The organism is Methylocaldum sp. 14B (assembly GCF_002005105.1).
Lineage (GTDB): Bacteria > Pseudomonadota > Gammaproteobacteria > Methylococcales > Methylococcaceae > Methylocaldum.
Map to the genome: position 1 here is coordinate 41,411 of NZ_MSCV01000034.1, position 23,502 is coordinate 64,912.

General features: G+C 55.6%; 20 protein-coding genes. 5 read left to right on the top strand and 15 right to left on the bottom strand.

Going from position 1 to position 23,502, the window contains the following annotated elements; all coding sequences use genetic code 11:
• The first annotated feature begins 43 nt into the window (after positions 1-43).
• A complete protein-coding gene (gene rph / locus B2A78_RS20575; RefSeq protein WP_077731929.1) occupies positions 44-772 on the top strand; it encodes a ribonuclease PH in 729 nt (242 codons plus the stop codon).
• Between the two features lie 33 nt (positions 773-805).
• Here the strand turns inward: rph and B2A78_RS20580 are convergent, their stop codons facing one another.
• On the bottom strand, positions 806-1,384 hold the full coding sequence (locus tag B2A78_RS20580) for a carbonic anhydrase (RefSeq protein ID WP_077731930.1): 579 nt from the start codon (positions 1,382-1,384) through the stop codon (positions 806-808).
• Between the two features lie 125 nt (positions 1,385-1,509).
• Here B2A78_RS20580 and B2A78_RS20585 point away from each other — a divergent pair, with 125 nt between their 5' ends.
• Positions 1,510-2,109, top strand: coding sequence for an XTP/dITP diphosphatase (locus B2A78_RS20585; protein WP_077731931.1), 600 nt, complete (start codon positions 1,510-1,512; stop codon positions 2,107-2,109).
• A 17-nt stretch (positions 2,110-2,126) separates the two neighbouring features.
• On the opposite strand, the gene B2A78_RS20590 is transcribed toward B2A78_RS20585, so the two are convergent.
• From B2A78_RS20590 to rluD, 3 genes are all read right to left on the bottom strand, one after another.
• The gene (locus B2A78_RS20590; protein WP_077731932.1) at positions 2,127-2,960 is read right to left on the bottom strand and encodes a ZIP family metal transporter; all 834 of its coding nucleotides are present in this window, start codon (positions 2,958-2,960) and stop codon (positions 2,127-2,129) included.
• 251 nt (positions 2,961-3,211) lie between these two features.
• Positions 3,212-3,937, bottom strand: coding sequence for a peptidoglycan editing factor PgeF (pgeF, locus tag B2A78_RS20595; RefSeq protein ID WP_077731933.1), 726 nt, complete (start codon positions 3,935-3,937; stop codon positions 3,212-3,214).
• Positions 3,934-4,881 carry a 23S rRNA pseudouridine(1911/1915/1917) synthase RluD gene (gene rluD, locus B2A78_RS20600; RefSeq protein ID WP_205780852.1) on the bottom strand — a complete coding sequence of 316 codons (948 nt, stop codon included), beginning with the start codon at positions 4,879-4,881 and terminating at the stop codon, positions 3,934-3,936. Before rluD ends, pgeF begins: the two co-directional genes overlap by 4 nt.
• A 57-nt stretch (positions 4,882-4,938) precedes the next feature.
• On the opposite strand from rluD, the gene B2A78_RS20605 reads away from it, so the two are divergent.
• The 3 genes from B2A78_RS20605 to B2A78_RS20615 all read left to right on the top strand — a co-directional run bounded on the left by B2A78_RS20605 (position 4,939) and on the right by B2A78_RS20615 (position 7,250).
• The gene (locus tag B2A78_RS20605; protein ID WP_077731955.1) at positions 4,939-5,784 is read left to right on the top strand and encodes an outer membrane protein assembly factor BamD; all 846 of its coding nucleotides are present in this window, start codon (positions 4,939-4,941) and stop codon (positions 5,782-5,784) included.
• Between the two features lie 40 nt (positions 5,785-5,824).
• On the top strand, positions 5,825-6,760 hold the full coding sequence (locus B2A78_RS20610) for a PfkB family carbohydrate kinase (RefSeq protein ID WP_143735252.1): 936 nt from the start codon (positions 5,825-5,827) through the stop codon (positions 6,758-6,760).
• Positions 6,761-6,962: 202 nt separating this feature from the next.
• Entirely contained in the window at positions 6,963-7,250 is a 288-nt protein-coding gene (locus tag B2A78_RS20615) for an RNA-binding protein (protein WP_077731935.1), read from the top strand.
• Between the two features lie 151 nt (positions 7,251-7,401).
• Here the strand turns inward: B2A78_RS20615 and B2A78_RS20620 are convergent, their stop codons facing one another.
• The 11 genes from B2A78_RS20620 to rpoC all read right to left on the bottom strand — a co-directional run bounded on the left by B2A78_RS20620 (position 7,402) and on the right by rpoC (position 23,485).
• A complete protein-coding gene (locus tag B2A78_RS20620; RefSeq protein WP_240502615.1) occupies positions 7,402-9,249 on the bottom strand; it encodes a hypothetical protein in 1,848 nt (615 codons plus the stop codon).
• Positions 9,250-9,447: 198 nt separating this feature from the next.
• Positions 9,448-10,140 (bottom strand): phosphate signaling complex protein PhoU, encoded by a 693-nt coding sequence (gene phoU / locus B2A78_RS20625; protein ID WP_166642721.1) that lies wholly within the window; start codon positions 10,138-10,140, stop codon positions 9,448-9,450.
• Positions 10,141-10,179: 39 nt separating this feature from the next.
• Positions 10,180-11,013, bottom strand: a complete 834-nt coding sequence (gene pstB, locus B2A78_RS20630; RefSeq protein WP_077731937.1) for a phosphate ABC transporter ATP-binding protein PstB — start codon at positions 11,011-11,013, stop codon at positions 10,180-10,182.
• Between the two features lie 105 nt (positions 11,014-11,118).
• Positions 11,119-12,432 (bottom strand): phosphate ABC transporter permease PstA, encoded by a 1,314-nt coding sequence (gene pstA, locus B2A78_RS20635; protein WP_077731938.1) that lies wholly within the window; start codon positions 12,430-12,432, stop codon positions 11,119-11,121.
• Positions 12,425-13,804 (bottom strand): phosphate ABC transporter permease subunit PstC, encoded by a 1,380-nt coding sequence (gene pstC / locus B2A78_RS20640; protein WP_077731939.1) that lies wholly within the window; start codon positions 13,802-13,804, stop codon positions 12,425-12,427. Before pstC ends, pstA begins: the two co-directional genes overlap by 8 nt.
• Positions 13,805-13,882: 78 nt before the next feature.
• Positions 13,883-14,971 (bottom strand): PstS family phosphate ABC transporter substrate-binding protein, encoded by a 1,089-nt coding sequence (locus B2A78_RS20645; protein ID WP_240502616.1) that lies wholly within the window; start codon positions 14,969-14,971, stop codon positions 13,883-13,885.
• 146 nt (positions 14,972-15,117) lie between these two features.
• Positions 15,118-16,080, bottom strand: coding sequence for an alpha-L-glutamate ligase-like protein (locus B2A78_RS20650; RefSeq protein ID WP_077731941.1), 963 nt, complete (start codon positions 16,078-16,080; stop codon positions 15,118-15,120).
• A gap of 4 nt (positions 16,081-16,084) precedes the next feature.
• Positions 16,085-17,614 carry an inactive transglutaminase family protein gene (locus tag B2A78_RS20655; protein ID WP_077731942.1) on the bottom strand — a complete coding sequence of 510 codons (1,530 nt, stop codon included), beginning with the start codon at positions 17,612-17,614 and terminating at the stop codon, positions 16,085-16,087.
• 40 nt (positions 17,615-17,654) lie between these two features.
• Entirely contained in the window at positions 17,655-18,146 is a 492-nt protein-coding gene (locus B2A78_RS20660; protein WP_240502618.1) for an ATP-dependent zinc protease, read from the bottom strand.
• Between the two features lie 287 nt (positions 18,147-18,433).
• Entirely contained in the window at positions 18,434-19,048 is a 615-nt protein-coding gene (locus B2A78_RS20665; protein WP_077731944.1) for a cytochrome c, read from the bottom strand.
• Between the two features lie 231 nt (positions 19,049-19,279).
• Positions 19,280-23,485, bottom strand: a complete 4,206-nt coding sequence (gene rpoC, locus B2A78_RS20670; protein ID WP_205780853.1) for a DNA-directed RNA polymerase subunit beta' — start codon at positions 23,483-23,485, stop codon at positions 19,280-19,282.
• Between the last annotated feature and the right edge of the window lie 17 nt (positions 23,486-23,502).

The following is a 23,502-nucleotide window of genomic DNA, read 5'->3' on the forward strand; positions in this document are numbered from 1 at the left end:
AATTCGGGTATACTGCCCCGATTTTCGAAGAGCGAGCAATACCATGAGACCGAGCGGACGCCAGCCGGATGAACTGCGAGAGATCGCATTGACCTGCAATTATACGAAACACGCGGAAGGCTCGGTGCTCGTCGAATTCGGCGATACCCGCGTGATCTGCACGGCCAGCATCGAAGAAAAAGTACCGCCTTTCCTCAAAGGTAAGGGCAGCGGGTGGATTACAGCGGAATACGGCATGTTGCCGCGCTCCACGCATGAGCGGATGGGAAGGGAGGCAGCCAGAGGCAAACAGGGCGGCCGCACCATGGAAATCCAGCGGCTCATCGGACGTTCCCTGCGGGCGGCGCTGAACCTGGAAGCCCTTGGCGAGCGGACCATCACCATCGACTGTGACGTGATCCAAGCGGACGGCGGTACCCGAACGGCCTCGATTACCGGGGGCTATGTGGCCTTGTCCCTGGCCGTAGGCAATCTGATGAAGCAAAGAAAGCTCCGGATCAATCCTATCCACGGCCAAATCGCTTCGGTGTCGGTCGGCATCTACAAGGGCGTGCCGGTGCTGGACTTGGACTACCGCGAGGACTGCGAGGCAGAGACCGACATGAACGTGGTCATGAACGAGGCCGGCGCCTATGTGGAGGTTCAAGGCACGGCGGAAGGTCATGCCTTCAGACGAGATGAACTCAACACCATGCTCGATTTGGCCGGCAAAGGAATCGCAGAATTATTGGCTCATCAGCGAGCCGCGCTCGAAAATTGCAAAGCCGGCTGAAGCCGGCTTTGCCTCAGACCATCCCGGAACGCCTTATAGCGGACGTCCGGCAGCCATGGCCGCCGGCACCTCCACCAGCTTGCCCGATCTTACGTCGTAGATGAAACCGTAGATGGGAATGTTCTTCGGCACCAGGACATGATTGCGGATACGCATCACGTCCTCGGCAACGCTCTGTTCCTGATTCTTGATGGTCAGCCAGTTGATGTACTTGCCGTCGGTACACCCCGGCCCCTTACCCACATCGTGCCAACCGCTGGCGTCGATGGTCGCGGTTTCGAGGCTATTGCTCAGAAGATCGCCCATGATCTCATTGGTGAACAGTTCCATACCGCAATCGGTATGGTGAATCACGAGCCATTCGCGGGTGCCGAGCAGCTTGTAGGAGATCACCAGGGAACGGATGGCGTCGTCGCTGGCCCGTCCGCCGGCATTGCGGATCACGTGGGCGTCGCCCTCGGTAAGACCGGCGTACTTGGCCGGATCGAGGCGCGCGTCCATACAGGTCAGGATCGCGAAATGCCGCCCCGGCGGCAAGGGCAAATGGCCTTTATTGAAACTCGCCGCGTACGCTTGATTAGCGCTGAGCACTTCGTTCAAGATTTGGCTCATATCTTTTTCTCCTCTGAGATTGTTATTGTTTATGACGCCGCCTGCTCAAGCAGCAGCCGACGCACCGGCTGATACGCCCCCTTCCCGGAAAGCGATTCGGCCCGCCATCGTGAGACAAGCCGACGATGAAAAAAATCCTGCTCGCCAGCAATAACCCCGGAAAGGTCCGCGAAATCCAGGCCATATTAGCAAACGATGACATAGAGATCGTACCGCAATCCGCTTTCGGAGTCCCGGATATCGAGGAGGTCGGATTGACCTTTGTCGAGAATGCGATTCTGAAAGCTCGGCACGCCAGCCAGCTTTCCGGCCTGCCCGCCATAGCCGATGATTCGGGACTGGAAGTCAACGCCTTGGGCGGCGCGCCCGGCGTTTTCTCGGCCCGATATGCCGGCCCCGGCGCGAACGATGCCGAAAATAACGCCAAGCTGCTCCGCGAACTGGAGAATATTCCGGACGCCGAGCGGACCGCCCGATTTCGCTGCGTCATGGTTTTTCTGCGCCACGCGCAGGACCCGAGCCCATTGATCGGACAAGGCGTATGGGAAGGCATCATTCTGCGCGAACCGCGCGGCAAAGGAGGCTTCGGTTACGATCCGCTGTTTTTCGTGCTGGAAAAAAACTGCACCTCGGCCGAATTGTCCCCGGACGAAAAAAATCGCCTAAGCCACCGCGGCAAAGCTCTGCGGGAACTCGTGGCGCAAATGCGCGATTCGGCTAAATGAGCGTTCGGCCGATATTCCTACGGGACGATGGCGGGGCATTTCGATGAAACGGCCTCGGGGGAATGATCTTTATGAAATTCCTCGGTATAGGCATGCGCCGAAAAGATCAGCAGCACGCCGGCACTGATCATGGCGATTTGTTGAAATGCGGCACTGGCATTGGTGCGGTGGTGCAAACTGGGAATCAGGTCCGCAACCGCTACATAAATGAAACTCGATGCCGCCAAGGCGAGGAAATAAGGCAGCGCCTCGCGCAGATTTTCCAAGCTGTAATACGCCAGGACACCGCCCAGCAGAGTTGCCAAACTGGACAGCAGATTGTAGAGCAAGGCCTTGGGACGGCTATAACCGCTTTTCAAAAGAATCGCAAAATCGCCTACTTCCTGGGGAATCTCATGGGCGAACACCGCCAGGCTCGTGACTATCCCCAGATGTACATCGGTAAGAAAAGCCGCGGCGATCAGCACGCCATCCACGAAATTGTGGATACCGTCGCCCAATACGATGAGAGTGCCGGCCGGCTGGTGAAAGTGGTCGTCCGTATGCGTCTCGCAGTCGCCGGCGTGGCAATGCCGCCAAAGCAGCAGTTTTTCCAACAAAAATAGCGCCAAGATTCCGAGAAGAACGGCGGCGAAGACGCTCTCCGACTGCTCCGTGCCGACCGTTTCGACAGCATGGGGCAAAAGATCCAGAAACGCCACGCTCAATAACGCGCCCAAGGCGAAGCTGATGCCGTGAGGGAGCACGCGGGGATGATGATGGTCGGGAATCATCAGGAACAGCGATGCCGCAAGGACGCTCAAAACGCCGCCGATCAAGGTAAAAATAATTATCCAGAGGAGAAGGTTCATGTCTTATTTAAACCTAGAAGCGGCGGTTGGACGTGCCCGAGTGTGCGGCAGGCGGACCGGATAGCAAGGCGCGACGACGCGGCGGGGTATTCTCCCGCGAGGAGGAGCAACGCCGCCAGCCGGTCCGCCTGCCGTGCAATCGGGTACGTAGCGGCGTCACCCAAACGGTGACGTAGGTAGAAGGTAGGGCAATAAGGATTCATGGAACTTTTCTAGTTATTTAAGCGGTCAACCGCTGTTTCTAGGTTTATTTATTCGCGCCAGATCAACGTAGCCATGCGGCCCGTCACGCGGTCGCGGCGATAGGAAAAAAAATCGTCGGCATTACCGAAAGTGCAAAAGCCCCCGCCGTAGATTGCCGAAATTCCGACATCGTTCAGTACGATACGTGCGAGGTGATAAAGATCCGCCAGCCATTTTGCGTTCTCCGTTTGGCAAAACGCGGCGGCGAATGCCGCTCTCTTGCGGACGAAGGTCTCCCGGACCTCATGACCTACCTCGAACGCGTCCGGACCGATTGCAGGCCCGAGCCACGCCAACAAATCATCGCCTTCAAGCGCTTCGACGGCGGCTTCGATGACGCCCGCCGCAAGCCCTTTCCAGCCGGCGTGCACCGCCGCGACCCGATCGCCTTCCTTCGAACACAGCAAAACGGGCAGGCAATCCGCCGTCATGACCGTGCAAACGATGCCGGTTTGGCATGTGAATGCGGCATCCGCGCTTCGATAGGTCGATACGTCGGCCCGAATGACGTGTTTTCCGTGCACTTGATTCAGCCACACGGGTTCCGCGGGCAGGCTCAAGGCCTCCCGCAGCCGATGCCGGTTTTCCGAGACCCGACTCGGCTCGTCCCCGACGTGAGCGCCGAGGTTGAGGCTCCGATATGGGCCTATGCTCACCCCGCCCCGGCGCAACGTGCTCGCCGCCCGGACGCCGGGCGGCACGGGCCACTCGGGTTCGATCCAGAATCGGCTCATGCCTGTTCTCTCAATGCCGCAAGCAGACCGGAGAAATCCGCAGGGAGTGGCGACTGCCACTCCGTGTACTCACCGGTTGCGGGGTGAATGATCCCGAGCTTTTCGGCATGCAAGGCCTGTCTTTTGAAATTTCGGATGACTGTGATCAGCTCTTCGCTCGCGCCGGCCGGTATCTTGAGCCGACCGCCGTACACCGGATCGCCGACCAGCGGATGATGGATATGGGCCATATGGACGCGAATCTGATGGGTACGCCCGGTTTCGAGCTTTACCCGAAGCAGGGTGTGGTGGGGGAAGCGCTCGGCGATGCGGTAATGAGTGACGGCAGGCTTGCCTTCCTCGCGGACGGCGAAGCGCTTCCGATCGGTGCGATGCCGGCCGATCGGCTCGTCCACTGTTCCGCCGGCGGTGATGGCACCCTGCACCAAGGCCAGGTATTCCCGATGCACGGTCCGAGTCTGGAGCTGCTCCACCAGCGATTTGTGCGCGGACAAGGTCTTGGCGGCCATCAACAATCCGCTGGTATCCTTGTCCAGCCTGTGAACGATACCGCAACGCGGAATACCGGCCAGCCCAGGGGCATGATGCAGCAAAGCATTTTGCAGAGTTCCGTCACGATGGCCGGCCGCCGGGTGCACGACCAGACCCGCGGGCTTGTCGATGATCAGGACCGCGTCGTCCTCGTAAAGGATCGCAAGTGGGATATCCTGGCTCTCGACGGCCGTGGTCTCCTCGACTTCAGCATGCAGGACCACCCGTTCGCCGCCCAGAATCCGGTGCTTCGGAGACAAAACGGCCCCATCGACTCGGGCAGCCCCGTTTTTGATCCAGCTTTGCAGACGATTTCTGGAAAAATCCGGAAACAGTTCGCTTAGAGCTTGATCCAGGCGACGGCCGGCTAGCGATGGAGGAATTTCGGCGGTAAGAACGCGGGTGGAATTCACTTCTATGGGATAGATAATTCAATGTATACTGCGAGCGTTAAGACTGCCGCTCCTATCATGTCGTCTTTTTTCACTTTTTTTCGGCCTGTGCGCTTCGTTCTTTGGCCGCTCGCCTTTGCCATACTGCTATTCGGCTGTTCTACCACTCGCGAAGAAAGGGATGAATACGCCGACTGGACCGCGGAGCAGTTTTACACCGAGGCCAAAAAGGCGCTGACGGAAAAACGTTACGAAAAAGCGGTGAAATTATACGAGAAACTGGAAGCTCGTTATCCGTTCGGCAAATATGCGACTCAGGCGCAACTCGACATCGCCTACGCTTACTACAAAAACGACGAGCCCGATTCCGCTCTTGCCGCCACCGACCGCTTCATCAAGCTCAATCCGACTCACCCGAACGTCGATTACGCCTATTACCTCAGGGGCTTGGTCAATTATAACCGAGGCATAAGCTTTGTTGATCGTTTTCTGCCGACGGACTCGTCGCAGCGTGACCCTGGATCGGCTCGCGATGCCTACAGAGAATTCGAAGAACTGATTGCCAAGTTCCCCAAGAGCCGCTATGTGGACGACGCCAAGCAACGTATGGTGTCGTTAAGAAACAATCTGGCCATGTACGAGGTTCACGTTGCCGACTTTTACATGCGACGTGGGGCCTATCTTGCGGCGGCCAGGCGCTGCGCCGAAATCATTCGCAACTATCAGCGTACTCCGGCCGTGCCCGTGGCTTTGCAGATCATGGAACAGGCCTACCGCAAGCTGGATATGAAGGAATTGGCCGACGATGCGGCTCGCGTCTACGCATTCAATTATGCCCAAGGCGTTCCCGGCCAGGCTAAAGATCTGGTTTACGAGCCGTCTGCCATGGAGCGCTTGTGGAACTTTCTCGGTTTGGAAAAATAGGCTTCCGCTTCGTTCGGTGGATAGGATGAGCTTCACAAGGATGAACACACCCTCCCCTAAAATTGAAAGCCAAAATATTCACGTATTGTGCGTTGGACACGCATCGTACGACCTCATCTTTTCCGTACCGCACCATCCTGAAGCGGACGAAAAAATCTTCGCCGAATCCCTGATGTCCTGCGGCGGCGGTCCGGCCGCGAACGCGGCCGTAACCGTAGCGCGTCTCGGCTATAACGCGGCTTTTGCCGGTTATTTGGGAAACGACCCCTATGGACAAATCCATTTCGAGGAATTGCAACGGGAGAACGTGTCTACCGATCTCATCGTCCGCGGCGCGTCGCCCACGCCATTGTCCGCAATCCTGATAAAACCGGACGGCAAGCGGGCTCTGGTCAATTACAAGGGCGCCAGGGCGCCTTTGCCGGCGGACAGCATCGATTTTTCGGACGTTACGCCGAAAGTCATCTTGTTTGACGGGCACGAGCCCGCCCTCTCCGAACCATTGTGCGCCTGGGCGAAGTCCAGAAACATTCCCGCGGTCCTGGACGCCGGCTCTTTGCACAAGGGAACCGACGCGCTGATGTTCTCGGTGGACTTCCTGGTGTGCTCGGAAAAATTCGCGCGGCAATGGCTGGATGATGACGATCCGGCGCAGGCTTTGAATCGTTTGGCCGAACGCTCACCCGCAGTCGTCATAACCTTGGGCGAAAATGGGCTGATCTGGAAGAAGGGCGTCGAGTCGGGAAACCTCCCTGCATTTCCGGTAAAGGCCGTGGATACTACCGGAGCCGGCGATGCGTTTCACGGAGCATTCGCCGCCGCCCTTGCAAGCGGCCAAAATTGGCAGGATATCTTGCACTACGCCAGCGCCGCCGGCGCCCTTTGCTGTACCAAGGAGGGCGCGCGACCAGGCATTCCCGATCGGGAAACGGTCGAACTGTTCTTGAAAAATCAGAAACAATCACCGAGTTATTGACATCGGACAACTTCCCTTTGAAGCTTATGGAATCTCGGGATACGTTCAGCCTTTCTCCATTACCGGGTATGAATGGGTGTATAGGCCGCCAATTTGGCTCCGTAGAGGGAGTCGATCATCAGTTCTTGATCTTAGTGCCATTCGTTAAGCAGCTGATGTATTTAATAAGGAAATGGCACGAAGTGATGAACAGGTGTTTTCGATGAATATCTACGTCGGCAATTTGTCCTATCAAGTCACCAGCGAGGAATTGCGTGAAGCATTCGAACGCTTTGGCGAGGTTACCAGCGCGAACGTCGTGATGGATAAACTTACAGGTCGCTCCAAGGGCTTCGGCTTTGTAGAAATGTCGGATCGGGCTAGCGCTGAAGAGGCTATCAAGCAGCTAGATGGCGCCGATCTCAAGGGGCGTAATATCCGGGTAAACGAGGCACGCCCTCGCTCCGAAAGCCAGTCGAATTTTCCGCCTCGGCGCGCCCGGCACATTTGACGGCTAAAAACGCGCCGTCTCCACATTCCAACTCTTTGGAACACGAGACGGCGTTTTAGCCCCGTTGCGGGCCGATCGTCCTGCGCCGCTAAATGTGCCCAGGAATCAATTTATTATCAAACGCGCATGAGCTGCGCGGCTTCACGGATATTCAGTTAAGCCGCTCTACGAATCCGGCGTCGACTCTGCAACCACCCAGGTCCGGATAGTCGCGCAAATTCTGCAAATGATCGCGATAGACCGGATGCTGGAAAGCAATGCGTTTGACCTTTCCGCCGTCAAACTCGAACTCCAGGGCTCCGCCTTTAGCCAAAGGACTCCCGATTCTTGTCGCAAAAAGCATAATCGCCAAGTTTTTGAGCGGTCGCCCCTGCTCGAATGCAGGTCGGGCGCAGCTCAAGGCATCAATCTGAAGTGCCGAAAAAACCTGAGCCAATTGCGCCGAGGTTGCTACAATCCCGGCCCCCGGCACGGCCGGAACATTCAATATCTGTTCGAGACCGAAATCCGCGAGATGGTTTTGTAGCAATACGGTGCCCGTCCCCTTTTCGTCGGACGCAATTAAAGGAAACAATTGACGCTCGGCCACCGCAGGGTCGGAGTTCGTCATCGCCGCGGTGAGTTGGCGCTCCAGGGAGCGAATGGCAGCGAAATAACTTTCTTTCTCTTGGGTCTGTTGCAAGATTCCTCGCCAATCCTCCTCGGAATTGACCGACAACCCCATTTTTTTCATCGTCTCATAGTCTTCCGAGGCCAAGCATCCGCCGAAGCCCTTAGCCCGGTACTGCTGTAACTGGCTATTGGGAACAGTTCCGCTGAGAACTTGTTGCCCCGGCACGTTGTAGTTCCTCCAATCGGCGCTCTTATCCAAGAAGTAGTAAAGCACGGCATTGCGGTCGAATTTATTGAAGCCGAGATCTTTCATCACGACCTTGAGCTTCCGACAACTGCTCTCGACGTCCTTATAACTGTCCCAGTTCGGCTGAAGATTCGGGCGATCGGGATGATCCGCCTCGGCGATGTATTTCAACAAGGTCCCATTCGCTGATCCCCCCTGCATTTTCGAGCGCCAAAGCTCTTCGAGAGAGAGATCTCTCGCATCCGGCAATCCGTCCGGATTGATCTTCATCAGGAGGGACGAGCGCAAGGCGCCATGGACCCTGACCTCGCCCAAAGCCTTTGCATCGGTGCCCAGGATTGCGACGGGACTGTCCGAAATCTCACGGATGACAAATCGGGTTTTATTGACGATGCCTCCCTGGTTGTTCAGCGTAATGGCCGCTGGGAGCGAATGTGTCTCACGCCTGCTTTGACTCCCTGAAGCATCTGCCTGCGTCATTTCCGCAGACCGATTCTCGTTATTCAGCATCCACCCCGAGGCAAGCTGCCCCACGAGGGCCACACCGGCTCCCGCTCCGGTGAGGGCCAGCACGCCACTCGCCGTGCCGACATCGCTCGCCAGCTTGGCGAAATCGACGTCGCTGTTCAAACTATTGACGAAACTGAAGTCGATTTGGGTGTCTTCGGCGGTATCGAGCCTCATCCAAGGCGTCAGATAAACTTTCTTGGCATTGAAGGTAAAGCTGCACTCTCCGGCCGCCGTCTGATAAACGAGCGCGGGCACTTCCTGGTAAAGCTTGAGCTTATCGTTTCTGATTTGGAATAAAAGTGCGGCCGAGGTACCGCCCTTCTGATAGCTTCTGCCGAAGTCCTGGCATGGCTGTCCGCGGCTTGCATCGCGCTCGAATTCGAATTCGGAAATCAGTTGAACATAGAAATCATCGCCCTGCACCGCAGACATGCCCGGCAAGGCGCGCAGTTCTGCCGATTCCGTCTCCGGATAATCGATGGAAACCTCCCGCGTTCCGGCACACCCCGAGAGGATTAACACTCCCGCGGCGGCGAATCGAGTCAAACTGGAACGGAGGAGCACAAGACGTCGCAAAGCGATCAGCCTTCGTTCGAATACGAAGGTTCGTGGAATTGTCGATTTTGGCATCTGTGTATATTGGCGCACACTACCGGCTTCGGTTAGCGCCACCGGCCGAAAAACCGTAGTAATACGGGCGCGATCGCTAAAAGAAGATGAGGGTTAAGGCATGCGCTGCTTTAGAAAGAGTTGCGCTTCAGCATAGGACTATACCGTGTCATTGCCGGCATATCCAGCCGACGGCGGTCTATCGCAATGGGCGAGCCATCATGGACTTTGGTGCCTGACGTCTTTTCCCTTAATCTGAAAAACGACATACTCGGCAAGATTCTGCGCATGGGCGCCGACACGCTCCAAGGCCTTGACGGCCAACACCGTGTTGATCGCGAAACCGATGTTTCGGGAATCCTCCATGATATAAGTCATCAACCGCCTTAAGCTCGCCTCGAACTCATCCTCGAACGCGCGGTGATGGGCGATGATGTCTCGGGCCGCGTCTTCATCGGACCGGTCGAACGCATCCAAAGCTTTTTCCAGCGCATCGACCGCCATTTGCCCCATGACGTGCACATCGCGCAGCAGATGCTCGTTCGGGTCGCTGGTATCGTTTCCATAGATTTGCAGGGCGATGTTCGCAACCCTCATCGCTTCGTCGCCGATACGTTCCAAATCGGTAACGCCCTTCGACACCGCCATGATCATCCGAAGATCCCCGCCAACGGGGCAGCGGCGCGCAAGAACCTCCACAATAGTCCCATCGGTCTCCACTTCGAGAAGATCGAGCTCGTTCTCGCGCTGACCGATCTTGCTGGCCAACGCCATGTCTTTGGTCTTGATCGCCCGCAATGCATCCTTGAGCTGAGACAATGCCAACCCGCCCATTTCGACGATGCGGTAATGAAGCTGGCTCAACTCGCCGTCAAAGCGTTTGACGATGTGCCCTTCACCCTGAGTTGTCATCGCGTCTCCCATCTCGGTTCATGGCCGGATTCCGTTTCATCAACCGAAACGTCCGGTGATGTAATCCTCGGTCAACTGATGGCGGGGATTCGTAAAAATCTGCGCCGTTTCGCCCACTTCGATCAGCCGGCCGAGATGAAAATAGGCCGTCCGCTGCGAAACGCGCGCCGCCTGCTGCATGGAGTGCGTTACGATCGCGATCGTGTAATGCGAGCGAAGCTCGTCAATCAGTTGCTCGATCTTGGCCGTCGCGATCGGATCTAGCGCCGAGCACGGCTCATCCATCAGAATCACCTCGGGGTTGACCGCGATCGCCCTCGCGATGCAGAGCCTTTGCTGCTGTCCGCCCGACAGGCTGGTCCCCGGCTGATGCAAATAATCCTTGACCTCGTCCCAAAGGCCCGCGCGCCTCAAGGACGTCTCCACCACTTCTTCGAGCTCCGCCTTCGAGGAAACCAAACCATGAATCCGCGGTCCGTAGGCCACGTTCTCGAAAATAGACTTCGGAAACGGATTGGGTTTTTGGAACACCATGCCGACTTGAGCGCGTAACGGCACCACATCGAGCGAGCCGTCGTAGATATCCTGACCGTCGAGTACGATTTGCCCCGTGACTCGGCACCCCGGGATGGTGTCGTTCATTCGGTTGAGACATCGGATAAAGGTCGACTTGCCGCATCCGGACGGCCCGATAAGCGCAATCACTTCATTGCGGCCGATATCGAGACCAACATCTTGAATGGCGTGCTTTTCACCGTAATAGACGTTTACGTTACGGCATACGATGCGTGAATTCGGTGAAGTAATTTCACCGACCGTGTGTGAATATTCCCGGTTGAAGGAAGCTTCCGAAATTCTTTCGCGGACTTTCATTCGTGGCGGCTCTCTGTGCGATACCGACGTCTTAAATTCCATAAATGAATTCATACCTCGACCTATTATCTTTCCGACCGTTTGGTGAAAGCGCGTTCTTAGTGATTACCAGCGTCGCTCAAAGCGCTTGCGGATATAAACCGCCAAGCCGTTCATAAAAATCAAAAACACCAGCAAAACCATGATGGCCGCCGATGTACGCTCGACAAAGGCACGCTCCGGACTATCGGCCCAAAGATAGATTTGCACCGGAAGAACCGTCGAAGGCTCCATGATGCTTTGGGGGACGTCGACAATGAACGCCACCATACCGATCATGAGGAGCGGAGCGCTTTCACCCAGCGCACGCGCCATGCCGATAATAGCCCCCGTCATCATCCCGGGAACAGCCAATGGAAGAACGTGATGGAACACCATCTGCATCGGGGAAGCACCCACGCCCAGCGCAGCTTCCCGCACCGACGGCGGAACGGCCTTCAAAGCGGACCGTCCGGCAATGATGATAACGGGCAGGGTCATCAAGGTCAGCACCAAGCCGCCGACCAACGGCGACGATCGCGGCAGCCCGAAGAAGTTGATGAATACCGCAAGCCCGAGCAAACCGAATACGATCGATGGAACCGCCGCCAGATTATTGATATTGACCTCGATGAGATCGGTCCAACGATTCCGCGGCGCGAACTCTTCCAAATAAATCGCCGCGGCCATGCCGATCGGTAGCGAGAGACTGAGGGTTACCAAGAGCGTAAACAAAGACCCCATCACGGCGCCCCATATCCCCGCCAACTCCGGCTCCCGCGAGTCGCCCGACGTAAAGAAGGCCGTGTTGAACGATTTCTTGATACGGCCATCAGCCTCGAGCTTATCAATCCAGGCGATTTGATTATCTTTGATGCGTCGCTCGCCCTCCGCTCCGGTCCGTCCCAACTGCCCTTTCACAAGCATGTCGGTATCGTCGTCGGCGGAAATCCACACCTTCTGAGTCTTGCCGATGAGCTCCGGGTTGGCCAAAACAAGGTCGCGGAGATCGTAGGAAGCGCCTGCACTCAAGAGGCTATAAAGCGCTCTCTTTGCCTGGCGCTCCTTCACGTCGAGGAACATCGAGCTCAGAGCGTTTTTCAAAAGCCGGTCATAATCCGCTTCCATGAGAGCGGACGGGTCGCGTCTACCGTCTGGATCGATGAGTTGGGGATCGAAATAGACGTCCAGCGCTATCGACGTTTGCTGAAAGGCCGTATACCCCCTGGCGATGATGCTTCCGAATAGAAGGACCAAGAAACACAAACCGGCAACAATGGACAAGAGCCCATAAAGTCGGAAACGTTTCTCCGCCTGTCGCCGTTTTACCAGGCTAGCATGGACGACATCGATAGTCCGGTCGGAAGAAGAGCCCCCCGAAATCTCACAGATCTCATTCATACTGTTCCCGATACTTGCGCACGATATGCAGAGCGATGATGTTCAGCGCCAAGGTTGCCAAAAAGAGCACCAGTCCGAGAGCGAAAGCCGCCAAGGTTTTTGGACTGTCGAATTCCTGATCGCCAACCAGCAGGGTTACGATTTGGGTCGTGACGGTGGTGACAGCCGCCAGAGGATTAGCCGTGAGATTGGCCGTGAGCCCTGCCGCCATAACCACGATCATGGTTTCGCCAATGGCGCGTGACACCGCCAACAGAACACCACCCACTATGCCTGGAAGCGCCGCCGGTATGATCACCTGCCTAATCGTCTCGGATTGGGTCGCACCTAATGCATAAGCGCCGTCGCGAAGCGATTGAGGCACGGCGTTGATGAAGTCATCGGAAAGCGACGACACGAACGGAATAATCATGATGCCCATGACCAACCCCGCAGCCAGCGCGCTTTCAGACGATACGTCCAGACCGATCCGCGCACCCAAATCGCGAACGAACGGGGCAACCACCAGCGCCGCGAAGAAGCCATAAACAACGGTAGGTATACCGGCAAGAATTTCCAGAAGCGGCTTGGCCGTGGCACGGAACCTGGAACTAGCGTATTCCGATAGATAAATGGCCGACAGCAAACCGATCGGAACCGCCACCAGCATTGCAATCAAGGAGATCAACAGAGTGCCTACGAACAGAGGCACGGCGCCGAAAGCCCCGGAAGAACCGACTTGATCCTCCCGGATAGCCATCTGCGGGCTCCAATCCAAGCCGAACAAAAATTCGGTAATGGGTACTTCTTTAAAAAAGCGGATCGATTCGAAAAGAACCGATAAAACGATGCCGATCGTCGTAAAAACGGCAAGGGTCGAGCAAACGATCAGAAAAACCGTTATCGATTTTTCCACGTGGTTCCGGGCTCGATGTTCTTTGCTGATTCGTTGGCGAGCGTAGGCGGCTCCGGTGATAGCCACGAAAGTGGCCAATACGCTCAGTAAACGATTACTCGTATCCTTGAGCCTAAGATAGTGATTTGCCGCAGCCTCGACGGCTGGCTCGATCTCCCCTGCAACGGCGCCGCTTGCAACATTCCGAATATCGTTGACCAATAAGCCGATCCGATCCGGTGGGGCCGAGCTCAATTCTTCCGGGAGTGCCGAAACAACCAGTTGGATTACGATCGAATTTTCAAAGGCGGTCCATAAAAACAAGACCAATAACGCCGGAATTCCACACCAAAGCGCAGCATAATAGCCGTAATAACTCGGTAACGAGTGAAGACTCCTGACCGTTCCACCGGCCACTTGTAGAGACCGCCGGCGACCGATGTGGTAGGCGGCCGCACTTAGCAATACAAGCAGGAACAGAAGTGTGGATTTCTGCATTCTAAGGCAAGCCCTCGAAAAACAAGCGACCGGGATTGCAACCCGGTCGCTGAAATATCGCTTCTCGAATGACTTTCGTCACATCGAGTAGTTCTTCAAACTCTTTGCATTCTGTGCAACCTCCTTGCGCTCGCTATTAGGCAAAGGAATCAGACCTTTATCCGTCAGATAGCCTTCCTCCCCCATGGCTTTCTCGCTCGTAAACTCCGCGACATAAGCTTCGATTCCCGGAATCACGCCGACGTGGGCCTTTTTAACATAAAAGAACATCGGCCGGGAAACAGGATATTGTTGGGCCGAGATAGTGTCGTAATCCGGTGCGATTCCATCCATGGGAATGGCTGAAATTTTGTCGCCATTTTGGTCCAAGAAACTGAAACCGAATATACCTAAAGCTTTGGGGTTGGCATTCAGCTTTTGAACGATCAAATTGTCGTTTTCGCCCGCCTCGATGTACGCGCCGTCCTCCCTGACCGTTTGGCAAATTCCTTTATACTGTGCTTCGTCCTTTTCTTTCCAAGCCTTAATCCATTTGAAGGTCTGACAGCCGCCTTCCAGCGCCAACTCGGCAAAGGCGTCTCGTGTACCGGAAGTCGGCGGCGGCCCCAGCACTTCGATCTTGACATTCGGCAAAGCCGGATTGATTTGGTTCCAAGTCTTGTACGGATTATCTACCAGTTTGTCGCATTCTTGGCAGGATGGATCGGGCACTTTCTTGGCGAGCGCCAGAAACACTTCGCGGCGCGTCAACTCCATCGCCTCCGCTGACTTGGCGTGGGCCAACACAATCCCGTCATAACCGATTTTCACCTCGGTAATTTCTTTTACGCCGGCTTTCTGACAGGCGGCCAACTCGGCCTTTTTCATCGGACGTGACGCATTGGCGATATCGGGGTATTGAACGCCAACACCGCTGCAGAAAAGCTTAATGCCGCCGCCGGTTCCGGTCGACTCGATTTTTGGAGTCTTGAATTTGCCGCCTCTCCCGAATTGTTCCGCGACTACCGTCGCAAACGGATAAACAGTCGAAGAACCCACAATACTGATGTAATCGCGGGCTGCTTCGGCGTGTGCCTTAGCGCCGAACAGCGCCATCGAGATGACCGCTGCGAACCCCAAGAATTTATTTTTCACTAGATCCCCCATCGTAAACTGAATATCAACCACGGCTAGATTCCGGAAATCGCCTCACAGCAGGACATTTTTAACAAAGAATTGTTACCGTAATATTTCAATCCGCCATGGGTCCGAACGCCGTATTTAGATCTCATCAACCTACAAAAGTGTGCCCCAATCAACTCGAGGCCGAAAAACTATGGATTTGAAGTGGCCAGGTTTTGTGCCAGCTCGACTCGGTCCTCTACAGAAAGCGGTATTTCAACCATACGTTCGACTTGGCGCAAACGAGGCAGAATGCCAATTTTATTGGCGAGCTGAATGCTCAAGCCCGGTCTAGCGTTAATTTCGAGCATCAATGGACCAAAATTCTTATCCAAAACAATATCGACACCGATAAACCCCAACTTGACCAAATCGTGACAGCGCGCCGTCAGCGCAAGAATTTCACTCCAATACGGAATTTCCAATCCGGCTAGCTTGCCTCCCGTATCCGGATGCTGATCAATGGGCGTTTCGCGCCAGACACCGGAAAACGTTCGCCCACTCGCCAAATCTATCCCGACCCCAATGGCACCCTGATGGAGATTCGCCTTGCCGTCGGATAATCGCGTCGGCAGCCGCATCATGGCCAACACCGGCACCCCTCGGAACACAATTGTTCGGATGTCCGGCACGCCCTGATAGCTGATCTGATCGAATATCGGGTCGAATTTGACCCGATATTCGATCAACGCCGAATCGGGCAACCCGCCCAGACTGTACATACCGCTCAAGATATTGGAAATGTGATGCCCCACTTCATCATCATTGGCCAAAGCGCCACTGGCTTTTCGATGGCGTCCGTTTTGGCGGCCGACGATGATCAGGATTCCCTCGCCGCCGCTGCCGTGCGCCGGCTTGATGACGAAATCCTCATACGGCTCGACCATCTCCCTTAACTTCTCGATTTGATGTTCGATCTCGACGATTCCGTACAGTTTCGGCACGGCAATGCCAGCGCTCAAAGCAAGCGCTTTGGTTTTGGACTTGTCATCGACCAAGGGAAAATAGCGGCGGGGATTATACGGGAGAATGAAATCAGCATTGCGTTCGTTCATTCCCATAATTCCCTGGCCGCGCAGGCGCTCCCAAGGAAATCGAATGCTCCAAAATCCCATATGCCTATCGTCTCAGCGCCGCTCTGAAACGCCATAGCTCGGTCAGGCGATAACCGGTATAGCGTCCGAGCAACAAGGTCATAGCGAGTACCACCAAGAGGATTTCCGGGAACACAAACACGAGATGTCCGAGGGTTTTACTGCTCATAATGAGATAGGCAAGCGAAGCAACCAGCAGACTTCCCAGTCCTTGTTTCAGGGCTTCGGCAGGACCCGACTCTTCCCAAACCAGAGACATTCGTTCTATGGTCATCGCTAAAATCACCATCGGGAACAGGGCTATCGAAAGACCACGATCTATACCCAATTTGTGGCTAAATAAGCTGACCGTCGCCATCAGCAAGATAACGATGATCAGCACCGACGCCAAACGGGGAACCAATAGAAGCTTTAGATATTCCAGATAGAAGCGGATGAGGAGTCCCGACGCCACGAGTACGCAAAAAAGCATCACGCCCCATAAGAGTTCGGTCTCTCGAAAAGCCAACGCGATCAAAACCGGCATAAAGGTACCGAACGTTTTGATGCCGATGACATTGCGCAAGAACACGATAAAAAACGCGCCTACCGGCACCAAGAGCAGCACGCGATAGACGTTTTGAGTTTGTACCGGAAGGCTGAACAGAGAAAACTCCATGATGCGCGAACCCATCTGCCGCGCTCGCTGCTCGGCTACTAGGGTCATGTCCTGAGTATGTTTTCTCACCGAATATTCGACTTTGGCATGCTTGCCGCCGGTTATCTCGAGCACCGGAGAATCTCCCAAATGCCACACGATGGCTTCTTTGGGAAATCCGGTTTCACCCGTTTCCGGACCGAACGGCAGCCAACCGACGCCGTCGAAGATTTCCAGCCAAGGCGTCAAGGCACCGTGACTGATACCGTCCCTGAGAATCAGGACATGCGTCATTCGCGCCGGAACATCCGCGGCAGCCAGCAAATTTATGACTCGGCGAACCCAGTCTTCGGAACCCTGGATGTCCTGCCTGAGCAAAACGACGTTAGGATCGGGAGTCGGCGCATTAAGGCGCAACAACAGCTCACGGGCAAACGTAGCGGCATCGGCGGATTTGCTGCGCACCTCGTCCAGCAAGGCCCATGCGGCCGAACGCATCAACTCCGGAAACTCGGACGCCTGTACACTGGGTACCGAATAGATTGCGGAAGGCAAGGCCGCCATCGGATCGCGGGCCAGATTAATGCGGTAATAAAGCACCTGATAGCCTTTTACCCGCCGCACTGCCCATTCAGCGAAGCGCTGTGTCCCGTCATCCTCGGTCGTCAGGCCATAATTGCTGGATACGAAGTTCTCGTCGACGACCGTGTAACCAACAGGGGCGCGGGGAATGGAGAAATGCACCTTTACCGGCGTATCCCGCTTCGCCTTGAATTCGATGCGCGCCTCGACGGTCCACACTTCCGCCTGCTCTGTAGGCAGCAAAGGCAAACCGAGCCGGGTTACCTTGTACCAGCACAGCGAAACACCGATGGCCACCAAAACCAATGCCAGTATCTTAACGTGCAGGTTCCGCAAGAATTTATCCTACGTTAAGGGTGACAGTCGAACCGTGCGTCTATTTGCTTTTGTTTTGGTCAGACTCGCTAGACACACAAGGGTCGCTATCCGCTTTATACAAAAAGGTGTCCCCCGAGTCGACCAGCGCTACGTCTTTGAGAAAACTTCGGCCTAAAAGCACCGGGTAATTGAAATTGCTCCGATCGACAAGAGTGAACTCGGTTTCGTAATTTCTGCCATTCTTGCACAGCACCAGCTTCACGACGTCACGCTTGGTCGCGCGTGTCTTACGCTCCTTGATATAAACAGTCCGGACTAGAGGACGCTCAACCGTGATGGATTTATCGTCGTCGGTTCCGGTCAGCGTGAAACGTACCCATTCCTCACTATTTTTCGTAAAGTGCTCGATGTTGTCGGCATGCAAAGACGACGTTTTGGCGCCGGTATCCAGCTTCGCCGTTATGCGGATGTTCCATGGCTTGAGAAACACGGATTCCAGCCAGCCCATGACGGCTTTTTCGCGGACGGCCGACTGCGCCTCGGCAGCCAAAATCGCGATTGAGAGTGTCAACAAGAAGATCAAGGTGCCGAATCGCATCACGAAGCTATAGATTTGGAGCACTCGTCTACGCTAACGGGAATCGACGAGCGGCGGAACACGATTAAGGACGTGAGGCTGGTGGCGTCGGATAGCTGCCAACGGCGTAGAATGGCACGACCGCAGATACTCTTCACATTCACCACGCGGGGAACGACTTGCCGAAGCTGACTTCTCCGGCAAGTACAAGAAAGCAAAACTAATTTAGAATCGATCCAAACCGGGGAGTTGGATCAAGACTAATCTTCGACTATCGTCAAACCTTTTTTCTGGCTCGCGTAATAAGCGGAGATATCCTTCATATCTTCCTCTGACAGCCCCTCGGCGATGCCATTCATGATCGGATTTTTCCGGGCCCCGGATTTGTAATCGTGCAAAGATTTAATGAGATAGCTCTCATGCTGTCCGGCAAGACGCGGAAAGTTCGGATCGGTCGTATTGCCGTCTTCTCCATGGCATCCCCCACAGCTTTCCGCTTTCCCTTGCCCGACTGCCGGATTGCCAGTAACGGGCAATTTGACGTTTATTGCACGGAACCGCGATATATAAGCGGCGATGTCCTCTATATCTCGATCGCTCATGTTTGCCGCGTTTCCAAGCATGCTTCCGTGCTTACGCTGTCCGGAGCGGTAAGCCTTAAGCGCTGAAACGACATAATCGGCGTGCTGCCCCCCGACGCGCGGCACATGATAGGTGGGATAGGCATTCGTGTACCCAGCCACCCCGTGACACCCTTCGCAAGTATAAAACTTCGTTTTTCCCGCTTCGGGATCTCCGGCCGCATTGACGCCCGGAACGATTAACGCACCAGCCAAACCTGCAGCCATCAGGCCCCACAAATTATTTGTTTTCATTCAATGTGCTCCAAGAATCTACGGACTTATCAAACTAGCGAAACAGGCGCCGCGATGAATTGCTCCCCCGCATAGACAGCAAAAACCCGGATTGAACCGGGCAGCATGTCGGGGACAACGAGGACCCCAAAGTTAAACGAATTATATTACCGATAAATCACTGTTTGACAATCGCTCGACAAAAAACGGCAAGCCGATTTTGAGAGATCGGCCCGCCGTTTGGATGCCGTCCTACATGCTCAGCGCTTGTTTCAAGGCTTCTTCTACGTCACCCGCATCGATCGTTGCTGCCGCTTCGACTTCCTCGCCCTCCGCGAGCTTCGCCCGGCGTTTGCGATCGAGATGGTAGGCCAATCCCGTTCCGGCGGGAATCAAGCGACCAACGATAACGTTTTCCTTCAGCCCGAGGAGCTTGTCGCTCAAACCGCGAATCGCGGCTTCCGTCAGCACACGAGTAGTCTCTTGGAAAGAGGCGGCGGAAATAAACGACTCGGTAGACAACGAGGCTTTTGTAATACCCAAGAGAACCGGCTCGTAGCACGCCGGAATCTTGCCTTCGGCCTCGGCCTTATCGTTCTCCTCCAGCACCCGCGCACGATCGGCTTGCTCACCCTTGAGGAAAATGGTGTCGCCGGGGTCCGTAATTTCAACCTTTCTCAGCATCTGGCGAATGATAACCTCGATGTGCTTATCGTTGATCTTCACGCCTTGCAGCCGGTAGACGTCCTGGATTTCCTTCACCAAATAAGATGCCAATTCGGCCACCCCACGAAGCCGGAGGATGTCGTGAGGCGTCAGATCGCCCTCGGCTATCGTTTCTCCTTGCTCCACATGCTCGCCCTCGAACACCGTGATGTGACGCCATTTCGGGATGAGCACTTCATGCTGGTGGCCGTGGGCATCGGTAATAATGATGCGACGCTTGCCTTTCGTCTCCTTGCCGAAGCTGACGGTGCCGGTAGCCTCCGCCAAAATTGCCGGATCTTTCGTCTTACGGGCTTCGAAAAGATCGGCAACTCGAGGTAGACCACCGGTAATGTCGCGAGTCTTACTGGACTCTTGAGGAATCCTCGCCAAGACGTCACCGACCTGCACCAAATCGCCGTCGTGAATACCGATGATGGCACCGGCCGGCAGAAAATATTGGGCCGCGATTTCCGTAGAGGGAATCCGAATGTCGTTCCCTTGCTCATCGACCAGCTTGACCATCGGCCGCAAATCCTTGCCCGCGCCACCTCTCTGCTTGGGATCGATGACCACCATGGAGCTCAAGCCCGTCACTTCGTCCGATTGCTCGCGAACCGTGACGCCCTCAATGAAATCGACCAGCTTGGCGTAACCCTTAACTTCGGTAACAACCGGGTGGGTATGCGGATCCCAGTTCACCACGACCTGACCGGCCCTGACCGGACTGCCCTCGCGTACCGACAAAACGGCACCGTAAGGGATCTTGTAGCGCTCACGCTCACGGCCGTGTTCGTCGATCACGCTGACTTCACCCGACCGCGAGACGGCGACCAGGTTGCCGTCCTTGTTGACGACCGTCTTCAGATTAGTCAGCTTAATCGTACCCGCGGATTTCACTTCCACGTTGCTAATGGCTGCCGACCGGGATGCCGCACCGCCGATGTGGAAGGTGCGCATGGTCAGCTGGGTGCCGGGCTCGCCGATCGACTGAGCCGCGATAACCCCAATCGCCTCGCCGCTATTGACCTTGTGGCCACGCCCCAGATCGCGTCCGTAACACGTAGCGCAAACGCCGTAGCGGGTTCTGCAGCTGATGACCGACCGTACGCGCACGTTGTCGACGCTATGGGCTTCCAGCACATTCACGGCGTGTTCATCCAGGATCGAGCCGGCGGTCAGGATCAACTCCTGAGTGGACGGATCTCTGACGTCCTCGGCCAATGCCCGTCCGAGCACCCGCTCAGCCAGAGGCTCGACCACATCGCCGCCCTCGATCAAGGGCGCCATGAGCAAACCGTCATTGGTGCCGCAATCGTCTTCGGTGATGACCAAATCCTGGGCCACATCCACAAGCCGGCGCGTGAGATAACCCGAGTTCGCGGTCTTGAGCGCGGTATCGGCGAGACCTTTACGAGCGCCGTGAGTCGAGATGAAGTATTGAAGAACGTCCAATCCTTCCCGGAAGTTGGCGGTAATGGGCGTTTCGATGATCGACCCGTCCGGTTTCGCCATAAGGCCGCGCATACCGGACAACTGGCGAATCTGCGCCGCGGAACCACGGGCACCGGAATCGGCCATCATAAAGATCGAGTTGAAGGACTTCTGCTCGGCGGTTTGTCCATCGGGCATCTCGACTTTTTCCGTACCCAGTCCTTCCATCATGACCTTAGCGACTTGGTCGTTCGCATGCGACCAGATATCGACGACTTTGTTGTAGCGCTCGCCGTCGGTCACCAAACCCGAAGCATACTGATTCTGGATCTCCTTAACTTCCAGTTCTGCGGCCCGGATAATTTCTTCCTTCCGAGTCGGGATAGCCATGTCGTCGACACCGAAAGACATGCCGGCGCGGGTCGCGTGAGAAAAGCCCAGATACATCAACTGATCGGCAAAGACAACCGTGGCTTTGATGCCCAAAGTGCGATAGCAGTAGTTGATCAGTCTGGAGATCGCCTTCTTGGTCATATCCTGGTTGATCATCTCGAACGGGATTCCCTCCGGCACGATGGTCCAAATCAGCGCGCGCCCCACAATGGTTTCAACCCGCTTAAACGCGGTCGTTCTTTCGCCGTTCTCCCCGACAATGGTTTCATGGATCCGAACATGCACGCGGGCATGGAGATCGACCGACTTGGTTTGAAACGCCCGATGAACTTCGGCCACGTCCGCGAAAAACATGCCGGTTCCCTTGGCATCGATTCTTTCGCGGCTCATGTAATAGAGCCCTAACACCACGTCCTGGGTAGGATTGATGATCGGCTCGCCGTTGGCCGGCGACAGAATGTTGTTCGTCGCCATCATCAGCGTGCGAGCTTCCAACTGCGCCTCCAGAGAAAGCGGAACGTGAACCGCCATCTGGTCGCCGTCGAAGTCGGCATTGAAGGCCGTGCAGACCAAGGGGTGCAACTGGATCGCCTTACCCTCGATCAGGATCGGTTCGAACGCCTGGATGCCGAGCCTGTGCAGCGTAGGCGCACGGTTCAGCAAGACCGGATGCTCGCGGATCACCTCGTCGAGAATATCCCAAACTTCCGCGCTTTCTTTTTCCACCATTTTCTTGGCGGCCTTGATCGTGGTCGCAAGCCCGCGGAACTGAAGTTTGCTGAAGATGAACGGCTTGAACAATTCGAGAGCCATCTTCTTCGGCAAGCCGCACTGGTGCAACTTCAAGGTAGGACCGACAACGATCACCGAACGGCCGGAATAGTCCACGCGCTTTCCGAGCAGGTTCTGGCGGAATCGCCCCTGCTTGCCTTTGATCATATCGGCTAGCGATTTGAGCGGCCGCTTGTTCGAGCCGGTTATGGCGCGTCCGCGACGGCCGTTATCGAGCAAGGCGTCGACAGCTTCCTGCAGCATGCGTTTTTCATTGCGCACGATGATGTCCGGCGCATTGAGATCCAACAGCCGCTTCAGGCGATTGTTGCGATTGATCACGCGGCGGTATAGGTCGTTCAAGTCCGAGGTGGCGAAACGGCCGCCATCGAGCGGAACCAGAGGACGCAATTCCGGCGGCAATACCGGCAAAACGGTCAGAATCATCCACTCGGGACGATTGTTGGACGAAATCAGCGATTCGATCGCCTTGAGGCGCTTGGTGTGTTTCTTGATCTTCGTTTCGGAATTGGTCGAATCGATCTCTTCCCGCAGCGTGGCTACTTCCGCGTTGAGATCCATGGTCTTCAGCATCTCATAGATCGCTTCGGCACCCATTTTCGCGACGAATTCATCGCCGTGCGTCTGTACCGCCTGCTGATATTCCTCTTCGGTCAAGAGCTGGCCGCGCGTGAGCGGGGTCATGCCATGATCGATAACGACATACGATTCGAAATAGAGCACCCGCTCGATTTCGCGCAGGGTCATGTCGAGCAGCAACGCGATTCGAGACGGCAGCGATTTGAGAAACCAGATATGCGCGACAGGGCTGGCCAGTTCGATATGGCCCATGCGCTCCCGACGGACTTTGGACAGAGTCACTTCGACGCCGCATTTTTCGCAAATGACGCCGCGATGCTTCAGGCGTTTGTATTTGCCGCAAAGACATTCGTAGTCGCTGACCGGGCCGAAAATTTTTGCGCAGAACAAACCGTCGCGTTCCGGCTTAAAAGTACGGTAGTTGATCGTTTCGGGCTTCTTCACTTCTCCGTAAGACCAGGACCGAATCATATCGGGCGAAGCAAGACTGATGCGGATGCTATCGAATTCTTCCGCCTGGTTTTGACGCTTTAAGAAGTTAATGAGATCTTTCACAGACGTTCTCCTAAATT